Here is a 13446-nt window from a genome sequence, read left to right as displayed (position 1 = left end):
TCATCAATGCGTTTAATATAAATTTATATAAAATAATTTATCTTAATTATAATCATACAATTTTAAGATGTCAATAAATGCTTTCACAAAGTTCTTCGATTTCTATATTTTGCAATAATTCTTCAGAATAATATGCTTTTCCCATCAATATAAAAATAATTTCCTCTTTTTTATAGCCTTCTTTGTATAATTTTAAGTCTTTTGTCAAACGCTTAATTATATTAGTTGATGCATTTAATATTATACAAAGTTCTTTAAATGAATAAAATCTTTTTGGTAATAGCTTGTATAATTTTTTTTGAAAATTAATTTTATAAAATATATCTGTTTTTAGACAATGATGGGGCCCTTTTTTTCCACGATGATGTTCAGGACATAGATACATATAATTTAGCTCTATATCAAATCCTCCCTCACTTCTATGAACTATATGGTGGATATCGGCTTTTTTATTGCATATTTCACAAAAATACAAATGATTAACCTCCTTAAAGTTTTATGTTATTTACAGAATATTAATATAAATATTTATAAAAATCAAGAATAGAAACAATAAAAAGTAGTATAATATACTATATAGGGTGTATTGTATAACATATACTTTATAGTATATTATATTGAGATTTATGAGGAAAGGTGATATTTATGAAGGATAATTACAATTCATTCAGTTTTTGGGGCAAAAATGTAAATGATTGCAATGCTGTGAGAGGGCATGCATTCACACATGAAATGCCTAATTCAAAGTCTGTATATATACATGCTTTGATTTTCTCAAATAAAAATGGGATAGAGAGTTTGTATTCATACTTCCCAAATTCCAGAGCCCTTTTAGGTTATCTCCAACATTCATTTATGCAAAAAGCCTTTTATAATTGGGCAAATGGTACAGAAAAATTAATTATGAAAGTACCAGTTTCACCAACAAAAGAATTAATTAATAACTTATATTCTAAAGGTAAAATTACAAAAAAAGAAAAAGAAATTATGAAAGAACAGTATGATGAATTAAGTTATATGTGGGATAAGCCAGAAGATGAAATTTTAAATGAACTTAAAACTTTTACAAGAAAGTTCAATAAAGCTTGGCTTGGAGATAACAGCAAATTTTTGTATATAAAAGTATTTAAAAGAGCTTCAGATTTAGCAGATTTTATAAAAGATTCAGTAATTATGACTGGAAAATGTGAAGAGTTTAAAAATACTATTGGAATTTCAACAGAAGATTTTGTTGAGATATCACATAAAATTTCTCATGATAAAGAAGCAGCTAATGTATTTAGAAAGGTAATATTAGATAAACTAACTGAGGTATTATAAATAAAAAAGTATAGGATAAAACTTAAATTTTATCCTATATTTTATTTGATTAAAGGTATAAATAGGGATTTATGAAAATAAAAATATATTGACATTAATGGTTAGTACTTGTTACAATAAATTAAAAATTAAATAAAGTCTTATCAAGAGTGGTGGAGGGACTGGCCCTGTGAAACCCGGCAACCTACTAAATAATATAGGGAAGACTATAATTTTTCAATGTAATTAATTTTGCATTGTAAATTTGTCATACGATAAATTATTTGGTGTGGTGCTAATTCCAGCAGTTAAATACTGATAGATAAGTGGTGTTTATATAGAGTTTATAAAGCTTCTGATTTCTATCAGAAGCTTTTTTTATTAAAATTAAAGGGGGATTTTAAAGTGAAAAATAATAAAACAGGTAGTGTATTGGCATTAATGCCATTATTAGTATTTATAGTTTCATATGTTTCAATATCTTTAATAGCAAAAGATTTTTATGCTGTATCTGTAATAATTCCATTTCTAATTGCAGCAGTTACGGCTTTGATTATGAATAATAAAATTAGTTTTGAGGAAAGATTACATATTTTTTGTAAGGGAGCAGGTAATCCTAATATAATTTTAATGATTTTAATATTTATATTAGCAGGAGCTTTTGCAAGTGTTGCGAAAGCTATGGGTGCAGTTGAATCAACAGTAAATTTAGGACTTTCTGTATTACCTCCAAATCTGTTAATTTCAGGTATATTTATAGTAGCTTGCTTTATAGCTCTTTCTGTAGGGACTTCAATGGGAACTATAGTTGCATTAGTACCAATAGCACTTGGTATATCTGAGAAAACTGGAATTGCGGTTGCTTTAGTGGTTGGCGCAGTAGTAAGTGGAGCTATGTTTGGGGACAATTTATCAATAATATCTGATACAACAATTGCAGCAACAAGAACTCAAGGTTGTGATATGAGAGATAAGTTTAGAATGAATTTTAAGATAGTTCTTCCAGCAGCTATAATTACAGCAATTATTTTTGCTTTTATAACAAGAGGAACACAAGGATTTAGTTTAGGAACTTATGAATATAGCATTATAAAAATAGTTCCTTATATAGGTGTTTTAGTAGCAGCTCTTTTTGGTGTTAATGTTATCTTTGTTTTATCATCAGGTATAATATTAGCCGGTGTTATAGGTATACTTACTTCAAGTTTTGATATAATTGGATTATTTCAAAATTTAGCTACTGGTATTAGTGGGATGAGCGAGCTTATAATAATTTCTTTATTAATATCAGGAATGATAGCTCTTATTGAATACAATGGTGGTATAGAGTATATACTTAACAAAGGAATGAAAAAATTCAAGACAAGAAGGGGAGCGGAGTTTGGAATAGCAGCTCTTACGAGTTTGGTTGATATATGTACAGCAAATAATACTATTGCAATAGTAACAGTTGGGCCTATAGCTAAAAATATATCAGATGAATTTGACTTAGAGCCAAAGAGAATTGCAGGAATTATGGATATGTTTTCGTGTGTATTCCAAGGAATAATCCCATATGGAGCACAACTTATATCAGCATCATCACTTGCTGGAGTATCTGCATTTCAGATAATGGGGTATTTATATTATCCATATCTTATGGGAATATCAGCTGTAATTGCAATATTTATATATTGGGCAAGAAATAAAGAAGCTAATATTGAAAAAGAAAATTTAAATTTTGTTGATAGTTTATAAATTATTTATATAAAAATATCTATAAAGAAAGAACACTATTTTAAAATAGTGTTCTTTTAATTATTTTAAAGTAACTAAGCATATACTTTGTGATGATATTCCAAGTCCCTCACCAGTAAAACCTAAACCTTCTTCAGTTGTAGCTTTTATATTAATCATATCAAAATCAATATTTAAAGCTTTGGCTATGTTTTTTCTCATTTCTTCTATATGTGGTGCCATTTTAGGTTTTTGAGCAATTATTGTTGAATCGATATTAGTTATTTCATACCCGTTTCTATCTAAAAGTTTCCCTACTTCTGATAATAATTTTATGCTAGAGATTCCTTTGTACTTTGGATCGTTATCTGGAAAATGTGTACCTATATCACCAAGTGCTGTTGCCCCAAGTAGAGAATCCATTATAGCATGAACTAATACATCTGCATCAGAATGCCCAAGTAATCCAAGTTCATAAGGAATATTTACTCCACCAAGTATTAAATCTCTATTTTCTACTAAACGGTGTACATCATAACCTAAGCCTATACGCATATATAATCACCTCTTTGATATTTCTTTTATAAGTTTAGCATAAAAGGATAGTATAAAGAAGTAAAGAAGTTTTATAATTTTTATGCTTAAAAAATATATAAATAATGTATTTTTAACATATATAAATCTTTTATCTTATAATATATTATAAAATATTATGATTATAATATAAATTTTTAAATTCATTTAAAATCAGAATGTATTTATGTATAATTAAGATAGAAAATGATAAAAAACTACAAAAAATATTTTTAAAAGGGGAGAATTGTAATTTGGATATATTTGATAAGAATAAATATAAATTCTCAACTACTCCAAATTTAGTAGAAATAAGTAATAATGTAAACGAACATAGAAAAGAAGAAATATTAAAATTTGAAGAAGAACTTTTTTCTTATAATATTTTAATTAAGGATTTATTTACTTATGTACCAAGTGAAAATGAATTAAATTTAATATTAAATATTGCTTTTTTTATAGTGGGGCAAGTTGAAATTTTAGAATATATAAATAGTCATAAAAAAATACCGTTTAATATGTTATCTAAAAAGGTAAAAAGACATAAGAAAAAATTAATGGAATGGAGCGATTATATAATAGCTTATACTATTATTTTTTCAAATCCTAATTATAAATATTTACAAGACTATTTATCAATTGAAGAAGTTAAAGAAGAAGATAAGAATAAAAATGTGGTTTCTCTTAAGGAAAGAAAAAATAGAAAGAATAAAAAAATAATAATTGAGAAGCTTATAATAGAAAAAAAAGATGGAAATGAAAATAAAGAGGAAATTATAGAAATAAATAATAATGAGAATAATAAAGATGATAAAACAAAAATAGAAAGAGGAATAGTTTTAAAAATATTAAAAAATGGTGTTCTTATACTAACTAGTACAGGAAGGGTTTGTAAGGTTCATAAAGAAGATGGGATAAATATTGGAGAAGAAATTAATTCTGAACCAACAAAAAGAATGAGAGATTTTAAACCATTTATTATTGTTGCTTTAATATTTATTACGGTAGGGGCAGTATTTTTTACTTATAAATATAACACTGTAGATAGAACTATTCTTATAAATACTACATCTAAAGTTAAACTAGAGCTTAATTGTTTTAATAATGTGATAGAAGCGTATTCCCCAACAGATAAAGGTGAGAATATGATTAAAAATTTAGATTTAAATCATGCAAAGCTAGATAATACATTAGAAGGTATTTTAAAATATGCAAAAGAAAATGGTATGTTGCCAGAGAAAGGTGTTTTAATTACTGTAACAGGAGAACCTATAAAATATGGAGCATTAGAAAATACAAGAAGTTATGTAGTTAAAAATAAAATAGATTTAACTATAAACAATGTTGGAAATGAAAGAAGTTTATACAATCATCAAGCAAAAATAAAGGAAGATAAAAATGAAAATTAAAAAAACTAACAACAATAATAGTACAAGAAAAAATAATAATTTAAATAAAAATAAAAAGATTAGAAATAATGCTTCTATAAATAAATCTAAAAGAAAGAATACTATAAAAGAAAATACTAAAGATGTTATAAAACACTTAGATAGAAGTGAAGAAGTTCGACTAAACAAATATATAAGTGAAACAGGTATATGTTCAAGGAGAGAAGCAGATAAACTTATAGAACTTGGAAAAGTTACTGTTGATGGTAAAGTAGCAGAAATGGGACTTAAGGTTTCTAAAGGGCAGGTTGTTAGAGTTAATGGTAGAATAATTTCAAAAGAAGAAGAATTAGTTTATATAATATTAAACAAGCCAGTTGGAATAACATGCACTACTGAAAAAAAGGTAAAAGGAAATATTGTTGACTTTGTAAATCATAAAAAAAGAATCTTTCCAATAGGAAGGTTAGATAAAGATTCACAAGGATTAATAATGTTAACTAATGATGGTGATATAGTAAATAAAATATTGAGAGCTGGAAATAATCATGAAAAGGAATATATAGTAACTGTTGATAAACCTATAACTGATGAATTCATTCATAAAATGAGTAATGGTGTAAAAATACTTGGAACTATTACTAAAAAATGTTTTGTTAAAAAAGAAGGAGAGAAAACATTTAGAATTATTTTAACTCAAGGTATGAATAGACAGATAAGAAGAATGAGTGAAGCATTAGGATATAATGTTGTTAAGCTTAAAAGAATTAGGATTATGAATGTAAATTTAGATGATCTTAAAATTGGTGAATGGAGAGACTTAACTAAAAAAGAACTTCAAGGAATAAATAATTTAATACAAAAATCTAAGAAGACAAAAGAAGTAGATTTATAAAGCTACTTCTTTTTATTATATATTTAAGTTTTATTAATAATAAAATATTTATATAAATTCAAAATATTACTAACATTGTCCACAAAAGCTTGTGGATAACTTGTGATAAAGTTGTTGATATAGCTGTAGATAATTTATTGAAATTTGAAGAATACTAATAAAAAGTTGAATTTTAAAGTATATTATGTAGAAAAAAGGAGTATTTATATGAGAAAACTAAGTATGATAAAGATTTCAATACTAATATTCATAATTTTTTTTATCACAAACTTTACACAGGGTATGTGGATAACTTGTTTTGGGTATACTAATAAGTTAAATGAGAATAAATTTATTATTGAAAAGAATATAAAAGAGAATAATAAGTGTATAGAAATTAATGTAAGTTATCCACAATTAGTTCCCAATTCGTTAAAGTTAATAAATAATGAAATAAAAGGATGGACTGATGACTGGATTAATGATGTAAAGGGAATATTGAATGATTATAAAAAGGCAGGATATATATGCAACATGCAATATCAATTAATTTCACAATTTTTTATAACTTTAGAGAAAGAGAGTTTAATGAGTTTCTATATAGATTATTATCAATTTACAGGAGGAGCACATGGCATAACAACTAGAAATGCATATACTGTAGATATTGAAAAGGGAGAAAAATTAAAAATAAAAGATTTATTTAAAGATGGCTATGATTATAAGTTGTTTATAGACAAAGAAATTAATAGGCAAATAGATTTGAATAAAGATAAATATTTTGAAGGTTCAGAAGGTTTTAATGGAATAAATGATGATGTTAAATTTTTTATAAGAGGAGATAATTTAGTTATATATTATGGACAATATGAAATAGCACCATATGCTTCAGGAATTCCAGAGTTTAATATACCTATACAAAAATTTGATGGTAACTTTATATATGATAAAATTAAATAAAGTAAAGAAATAGAGGTGAAATAGGATGGGGGAATTAGAGAAGGTTTTAATAAAGCAAAAAGAGTTTTATAGAAGCAAAAAAACTTTAGATATTGATTTTAGAATACATAATTTAAAAAAATTAAAATCAATCTTAAAAAATAATGAAGATAAAATATTAGAATCTTTGAAAAAGGATTTAAATAAATGTTATTTTGAAGGATATTCTACAGAGCTTGGCATAGTATATGAAGAAATAAATACTATGATAAAAGGGTTAAGGAAATGGAGTAGAAGGGAACGAAAAAGAAGTTCAATAGTATATTTTCCAAGCAAGGCATATGTTTATAAAGAACCTTATGGAGTTTCTTTAATAATAGGTCCTTTTAATTATCCATTTCAATTAACAATTGCTCCTTTAATAGGGTCAATTGCTGGTGGAAATTGTTCTGTTATAAAACCATCAGAAAGATCAAAGCATACATCAATACTTTTAGAAGAAATTATAAATAATAATTTTGATGAAGGATATATAAAAGTTGTTGCCCCAGAAGTGGGAAAAGAAGCCGTATCAGAATTATTATCGCTTAGATTTGATTATATATTTTTTACTGGTAGTGTTACAGTTGGTAAAATTGTAATGGAAGCAGCGGCTAAAAATTTAACACCAGTAACATTAGAACTTGGTGGGAAAAGCCCATGTATTATAGATAAAGATGCAAATTTAAAATTAAGTGCAAAAAGAATAGTTTGGGGAAAACTTTTAAATGCGGGGCAAACTTGTGTAGCACCAGATTATTTATTTGTACATAAAGATATAAAAAATGAATTTTTAAAATTATTAGTTCATGAAATAAAAAAACAATATGGAGAAAATATAAAAAATAATGAAGAATATCCAAAGATAATAACAAAAGATGATGTCATTAGATTAACTTCATATTTAAATGAAGGTAATATATATTATGGTGGAAATTTTAATATAGAAGAGAGGTTTATTGAACCTACCATATTGACTAATATTAATGAAAATAGCAAAGTAATGTCTAATGAAATATTTGGACCTATTTTTCCTATACTTGAATTTAATGATTTAAGTTATGTTATAGATTTTATAAATAATAGAGAAAAGCCATTATCACTTTATTATTTTTCAGAAGATAAAAATAAAATAAACTATGTAATTAAAAATACAACGTCTGGTGGTGCCACAATAAATGATACTGTAATACAAGTGGCGTCAACATATATTCCTTTTGGAGGAGTTGGTAATAGTGGTATTGGAGAGTATCATGGTAAAGCAAGTTTTGAAACTTTTACTCATAGAAAATCAGTAGTCCATAGAGGTACATTTATTGAATTACCATTTAGATTTGCACCATTTAAGGATAAATTAAAGCTTGTTAAGAAGTTAATGAAATAAAAAAAACTCCAACCTAAAATTGGTTGGAGTTTTTTTATATGGTAGCTTCTTTGCTATCTTCTTTAGAATTTTGTTTTGTAAAGGATTCTTTAAATACTTTAATACCTTGTATTATAACTGTAGGTAAGAAAGCTAAAAGATAAATAAGCCCTATTTGAGTTACATTAAGTGGAGCTATTTCAAATAACTTTTGTAGTGGTTTAACAAATAAAACTAAGTTTAGAAGAATAGCACCTGTTAAAAAAGCATATATGCTATATTTATTAGTAGTTAAACCAAGTTTAAATATTGAAGATTTACTACGACAGTTAAATCCATGAAATAATCTAGCCAAGCATAATGTAGAGAATGCCATTGTAGCACCAATAGCGGCACTAGATTCAAGTCCAATATGGAATGAAATTATAGTAAATATTGCTATAATTAAACCTTCTATTACTATGTCAGTAATAAAACTTTTATTTAATATGGATTCTTTACTATTTCTTGGTTTTTCTTTTAAAAGATCTTTAGTTGGGTTTTCTACACCAATTGCAATAGCTGGCAAACTATCTGTTAAAAGATTAATAAACAATAAATGAACTGGCATAAATGGTACAGGAAGTGCCATTATTGATGCATAAAGTACAGCTAGTATACCAGAAGTATTACCAGATAATAAGAACTTAATTGAGTTTTTTATGTTTGCATAAACATTTCTTCCGTTTGTAACAGCTTTAATTATAGTTGCAAAGTTATCATCAGTAAGTATCATAGATGCTGCATCTTTTGATACCTCAGTTCCAGTAATCCCCATTGCAATACCTATGTCAGCTTGTTTAAGTGCAGGAGCATCATTAACTCCATCACCAGTCATAGCTACTATATTACCTTTATTTTGCCAAGCGTTAACTATTCTAATTTTATGCTCTGGTGAAACTCTAGCATAAACAGATATATGATCAAGTTTTCTTGATAATTCTTCATCATCCATTTTATCAAGTTCAAGTCCTGTTATAGCCATATCACCATCTTGTAATATACCAATTTGTTTTGCAATTGCAGAGGCAGTAATCTTATGATCTCCTGTAATCATAATTGGTTTTATACCAGCAGTTAAGCAGTCTTTTACAGCTTCGGCAGATTCTATTCTTGGAGGATCAATCATTGATATTAATCCTAAGAATGTATAGTTTTTTTCATTATCTAAAGTTAAATCGCGAACTTCAGGAAGTTCTCTGTAAGCAAAAGCTAAAACTCTTAATCCGTTTTGTGAAAGTTCCATATTAGTATCTATTATATTTTGCTTATCTTTTTCTGTAATAGGTTTTATTCCCTTAGAAGTTTTAATGGAAGTAATTCTATTTAAAAGTACATCGACAGCACCTTTAGTGAACATTATAGTATTACCACTAATCTCATGAACAGTACTCATAAGTTTCCTATCTGAATCAAAAGGTAATTCTTTTAACCTTTCAAATTCAGATCTTATATCAGTTTCTTTTAAGTTATATAAGTGAGCAAGATTTACTAAAGCAACTTCAGTTGGATCGCCTAGCTCTTGGCCATCTATACATGTTGAATCATTACACAAAATAGCACCATTTAAAAGATATTGTTCTACTTCATTTGATAAATCAAGTTTTTCAGAAGGAATAAGTTTTTCATCAACGTATATTTGTTTTGTAGTCATTTTATTTTGTGTTAAAGTACCAGTTTTATCTGAGCAGATAATTGAAACAGAACCTAAACCTTCAACAGCTTTAAGTGATTTAATTATTGCATTTTCTTTTGCCATTTTTTGAGTACCTATAGCTAGTACAATTGTTACTATTGAACTTAAAGCTTCTGGAATAGCAGCAACTGCAAGAGCGACAGCAAACATTAATGAATCAAGTATTGGTGTATTTCTATAAACGCTTAAACAAAATACTACTGCACAAATAATAAGTATTATTATTGCTAATTTTTTTGAAAAGTCATCTAAGCTAATTTGTAAAGGTGTTTTCTTTTCTTGAGTTTGTTCCATAAGTGTAGCAATTTTACCAAGTTCAGAATTCATTCCAGTGGCAGTAACAATTACTAAAGCACGTCCATAAGTAACTAATGAACTAGAGAAAACCATATTTTTTTGATCACCTAAAGCAAGCTCGTCCTTATTTATGCAATCAGAAGTTTTTGTAACACTTTCTGATTCACCAGTTAAGGCACTTTCATTAACTTGGAGTGAATAATTTTCAATAATTCTACCATCAGCAACAACTAAGTCCCCAGCTTCTAGTATTAAAATATCACCAGGAACTATATCTTTTGAAGGAATTTCAGTTTTAATTCCATTTCTAATTACCTTAGCAGTAGGAGCAGATAGAGCTTTTAAACTATTTAAGGATTGTTCAGCTTTAATGTGTTGAATAGTTCCAAGTATTGAGTTTAAAATAATAACTGCAAAGATTACTATAGTACTTTCAATATTACCAGTTGTCATGGATACTATACCTGCAATTATAAGAATTATTACAAGTAAGTCTTTAAATTGTTCAAAGAAAACTTGAATTGTACTTTTTTTCTTCTTTTCATTTAAAGCATTATAGCCATATTTTTCTCTTTTAGCCTTAACTTCATTGTCAGTTAATCCTTCGGTTGTAGTACCAAAGTTTTTTAAAACTTCATTAGCTGGCTTGTTAAAAAATTGTTTCATAAAAATTTCTCCTTTCAAAATATAATATTTAATACAAAAAAAGAGACTTTTAATATAAATCATAAGTTTATGATTTATATTAAAAGTCTCGTAACCACTAGGGTATATAACACCAGGTATAAATAATACCGCGTTTGTTGACGTTATATTTTAAACTACTCCCTTTTAAGACGCTTATTAATTTATTAACTTAAGGATAATACTTAAAACTTTAAAAGTCAACAATATAGAAAGAAGTTTCATTGTTAAATGTATGTAAAAATTAATATATAAATAAACTTATAATTTTAAATATATAAATAAAAATAAGTTATTTTTCGCTAGATTTAAGTTCTTTATTTAAGAAGTATGAAATAATAGTTCTAATAATAACTATTGAAGCCAATACTAGTATATCTTGAATAGATGGATTTAATATTGATTCAATTATGTCTGCACATATTAAAATTTCAAGTCCTAATAAAATGTAAGTTCCTAAATAATTTTTAATTGTTGTAATTTTTTTTACTGTATCAAGTCTATCATTAGTTTTTAATTCTAATTTTACAAATGCAATAAAAGCTAGAATAACTCCCCATACAATAATAATTACTGAGCAGCTATTTAATATAAAAGTTAATATTTTTAATATTTCTTTAAGCAAAGAGTACCACCTCCTTTTAAAATAAATTATTAAAAAGTTATTTTATTATATTTTAATAATATTCTTAGATTTTTATTTTGATATTATTTATATTTTTAAAGTTATAGATTAAATTATTAAAACTATGACTTTTAAATTTAATTTTACTTTCTTCTTTTCTTTAGAAATTTTTTGTATAAGATATATATACAAAAAATAATAATTAATACTACTATAATAAAACTATAGTCTTTAAGTATTTTACTAATAAGTTGTGTATTTTCTCCAAGAAAATATCCTATAACTATCAATAAAGTATTCCATAAAATTATTCCACCTAATGAATATAAAATAAAAGGTATAATATTAAATTTTAATGTTCCAACAACTAGCGATATATAAGTTCTTGTAAGTGGAACTAAACGAGTTAAAAATACAGATGATTTTTGATATTTTATTATAAAATGATTTATTTTACTTATACTTTTTCTTGAACTTGGAAATTTTCTTTGTAAAGATTCTATTATTAATGAACCACCAAAGTATCCTATAGCATAACAAGTGAGAGAACCTAATATTCCTCCAAGTACACTAACAAATATAGCACCAATTAATGAAGTTTTTCCAGTAGCTGCAAGTAATCCTACAAAAGGAAGTAATACTTCACTTGGTAATGGAAGGCAAGCATATTCTAAAAATACTGCTATAAATACTCCCATATAACCGAAGTTACCTACTAAAGAAACAATAATATCTACAAAGTTATTTAAAAAATTCATAGCTAAATCCTCCATATATATATTATGAAAAGTATAGACTTTATATGTTAAAAATATGTTTGATTAAAGTTAAATTTAAGTATTATAGCAATGAAAAAGTTTTATTGCACAAAGTAATAAAAAATAACATAGAATACACTATAGTATTACATGGAGTTGAAAAGGTGTGATATACGGGCTTATTTTAGCTGGTGGAAAGGGGAGTAGACTTTATCCGTTGTCAAGAACAGAGAATCCTAAGCAGTTTCTTAAAGTAATAAACGATAAAAGCTTCTTAGAAAATACTGTTGATAGAATAACTCCTCTAATAGAAAAAAATAATATTTACGTAGTTACAAATCAAGATTATAAAGAAAAGATAGTTGAAGAACTTAAATGTATAAAGAGAGAAAATATTATTACAGAACCTATGAATAAAGAAACATCTAAGTTTATAATTAAGGTTCTAAATTTATACAATATAAAAATATATCAGTGTTGTAAAATAGTAAATTAATGTAATAATATATTTAATAGATAAAATATTATAGAGGTAATAGTCATGAAAAATAAAGAAGTTGATTTATATGATATATTTACACATTATTCTTATAGTGAATTAAAAGAGTTATTTAAAAAAGCCAAGACAAAAGAAGAACAAGATTTCTAGATGATTTTATCTAATTTAGTTTTATAAAAAGAACAAGAGATTTATAGGTAAGTAAATGTGTTAACTTATACAATATTTGCAGGGGTTAATGGTGCTGGTAAAACATCAATATATAAGTCTATTTATTATAATGAAAATAAAGATGAAAATAGAATAAATACTCTGATGAAATGGTAGCGAAATTTGGTTCATGGAAAGATAATAATATTCAAATGAAGTGTGCAAGAGAAGCAGTAAAATTAATTAAGAAATATATTAAATAAGTAATTTCATTTAATCAGGAGACAACATTATCAGGGAAAAATGTTATGTATTATAAAGAATATTAAATTAGATTTAGAAATAAATTGGGTAATATTAAGGGAATTTTGGTAGTTATACCAAGTTTATTATTTTTTACTAGTTATATATGTATTAAATATGGAAGTAAAGAAAAAAGGGATTAATAACTATGGAATAATAACAGAAATAAATGGTTACACAAATAATAATATTAATAAATATTAT

Annotated in this window: 12 protein-coding genes, 1 pseudogene, 1 riboswitch and 1 other annotated feature (1 of these 15 only partly in view); of the genes and pseudogenes, 8 read left to right on the top strand and 5 right to left on the bottom strand. The window is 25.6% G+C overall.

The annotated features are described in order from the left end of the window. Positions 1-16, bottom strand: a binding site (T-box leader) (it extends 194 nt beyond the left edge of the window). A gap of 54 nt (positions 17-70) precedes the next feature. Next, positions 71-475 carry an HNH endonuclease signature motif containing protein gene (locus AC4FQW_RS09820; protein WP_303129853.1) on the bottom strand — a complete coding sequence of 135 codons (405 nt, stop codon included), beginning with the start codon at positions 473-475 and terminating at the stop codon, positions 71-73. Positions 476-645: 170 nt separating this feature from the next. Here AC4FQW_RS09820 and AC4FQW_RS09815 point away from each other — a divergent pair, with 170 nt between their 5' ends. Continuing rightward, a complete protein-coding gene (locus tag AC4FQW_RS09815) occupies positions 646-1320 on the top strand; it encodes a hypothetical protein (RefSeq protein ID WP_303129851.1) in 675 nt (224 codons plus the stop codon). Between the two features lie 137 nt (positions 1321-1457). Then, a riboswitch (SAM riboswitch) is annotated at positions 1458-1628 on the top strand. 76 nt (positions 1629-1704) lie between these two features. After that, a complete protein-coding gene (locus AC4FQW_RS09810) occupies positions 1705-3036 on the top strand; it encodes a Na+/H+ antiporter NhaC family protein (RefSeq protein ID WP_491148846.1) in 1332 nt (443 codons plus the stop codon). A 60-nt stretch (positions 3037-3096) separates the two neighbouring features. Here AC4FQW_RS09810 and ispF read toward each other — a convergent pair whose 3' ends face one another. Next, on the bottom strand, positions 3097-3570 hold the full coding sequence (ispF, locus tag AC4FQW_RS09805) for a 2-C-methyl-D-erythritol 2,4-cyclodiphosphate synthase (protein WP_303129848.1): 474 nt from the start codon (positions 3568-3570) through the stop codon (positions 3097-3099). A 272-nt stretch (positions 3571-3842) separates the two neighbouring features. Between ispF and AC4FQW_RS09800 the strand changes: the two genes are divergently transcribed. From AC4FQW_RS09800 to AC4FQW_RS09785, 4 genes are all read left to right on the top strand, one after another. Next, positions 3843-4997 carry an anti-sigma factor domain-containing protein gene (locus AC4FQW_RS09800; RefSeq protein ID WP_491148844.1) on the top strand — a complete coding sequence of 385 codons (1155 nt, stop codon included), beginning with the start codon at positions 3843-3845 and terminating at the stop codon, positions 4995-4997. Continuing rightward, entirely contained in the window at positions 4987-5871 is an 885-nt protein-coding gene (gene rluF, locus AC4FQW_RS09795) for a 23S rRNA pseudouridine(2604) synthase RluF (RefSeq protein ID WP_303129843.1), read from the top strand. Before AC4FQW_RS09800 ends, rluF begins: the two co-directional genes overlap by 11 nt. Positions 5872-6078: 207 nt before the next feature. Further along, entirely contained in the window at positions 6079-6810 is a 732-nt protein-coding gene (locus AC4FQW_RS09790; RefSeq protein ID WP_491148842.1) for a DUF3298 and DUF4163 domain-containing protein, read from the top strand. A 25-nt stretch (positions 6811-6835) separates the two neighbouring features. After that, positions 6836-8212: an aldehyde dehydrogenase gene (locus AC4FQW_RS09785; RefSeq protein ID WP_491148840.1), complete on the top strand. Its 1377-nt coding sequence runs from the start codon at positions 6836-6838 to the stop codon at positions 8210-8212. Positions 8213-8246: 34 nt separating this feature from the next. On the opposite strand, the gene AC4FQW_RS09780 is transcribed toward AC4FQW_RS09785, so the two are convergent. The 3 genes from AC4FQW_RS09780 to AC4FQW_RS09770 form a co-directional block, all read right to left on the bottom strand. Next, positions 8247-10889: a cation-translocating P-type ATPase gene (locus AC4FQW_RS09780; RefSeq protein ID WP_491148838.1), complete on the bottom strand. Its 2643-nt coding sequence runs from the start codon at positions 10887-10889 to the stop codon at positions 8247-8249. A 310-nt stretch (positions 10890-11199) separates the two neighbouring features. Continuing rightward, complete coding sequence (locus tag AC4FQW_RS09775) at positions 11200-11532, bottom strand: DUF1622 domain-containing protein (protein ID WP_303129834.1); 333 nt, start codon at positions 11530-11532, stop codon at positions 11200-11202. Positions 11533-11675: 143 nt separating this feature from the next. Further along, positions 11676-12290: a DedA family protein gene (locus AC4FQW_RS09770; protein WP_491148836.1), complete on the bottom strand. Its 615-nt coding sequence runs from the start codon at positions 12288-12290 to the stop codon at positions 11676-11678. Between the two features lie 166 nt (positions 12291-12456). Here AC4FQW_RS09770 and AC4FQW_RS09765 point away from each other — a divergent pair, with 166 nt between their 5' ends. Both AC4FQW_RS09765 and AC4FQW_RS09760 read left to right on the top strand, forming a co-directional pair. Further along, a complete protein-coding gene (locus AC4FQW_RS09765; RefSeq protein WP_491148834.1) occupies positions 12457-12786 on the top strand; it encodes a sugar phosphate nucleotidyltransferase in 330 nt (109 codons plus the stop codon). 210 nt (positions 12787-12996) lie between these two features. Next, positions 12997-13199: pseudogene (locus AC4FQW_RS09760) on the top strand (ATPase); the annotation flags it as partial. Positions 13200-13446 lie beyond the last annotated feature (247 nt).

It is taken from the genome of Clostridium sp. TJA085, from assembly GCF_058310235.1.
The sequence above is the reverse complement of the archived record's forward strand: the minus strand, read 5'-3'. Positions and strand labels throughout refer to the sequence as shown.

What these genes read in the sequence shown, in the direction of transcription:
- AC4FQW_RS09790 (WP_491148842.1), top strand. Translation starts at nt 6,079, where the DNA reads ATGAGAAAACTAAGTATGATAAAGATTTCAATACTAATATTCATAATT.
- AC4FQW_RS09780 (WP_491148838.1), bottom strand. Translation starts at nt 10,889, where the DNA reads ATGAAACAATTTTTTAACAAGCCAGCTAATGAAGTTTTAAAAAACTTT.
- AC4FQW_RS09785 (WP_491148840.1), top strand. Translation starts at nt 6,836, where the DNA reads ATGGGGGAATTAGAGAAGGTTTTAATAAAGCAAAAAGAGTTTTATAGA.
- ispF (WP_303129848.1), bottom strand. Translation starts at nt 3,570, where the DNA reads ATGCGTATAGGCTTAGGTTATGATGTACACCGTTTAGTAGAAAATAGA.
- AC4FQW_RS09815 (WP_303129851.1), top strand. Translation starts at nt 646, where the DNA reads ATGAAGGATAATTACAATTCATTCAGTTTTTGGGGCAAAAATGTAAAT.
- AC4FQW_RS09770 (WP_491148836.1), bottom strand. Translation starts at nt 12,290, where the DNA reads ATGAATTTTTTAAATAACTTTGTAGATATTATTGTTTCTTTAGTAGGT.
- rluF (WP_303129843.1), top strand. Translation starts at nt 4,987, where the DNA reads ATGAAAATTAAAAAAACTAACAACAATAATAGTACAAGAAAAAATAAT.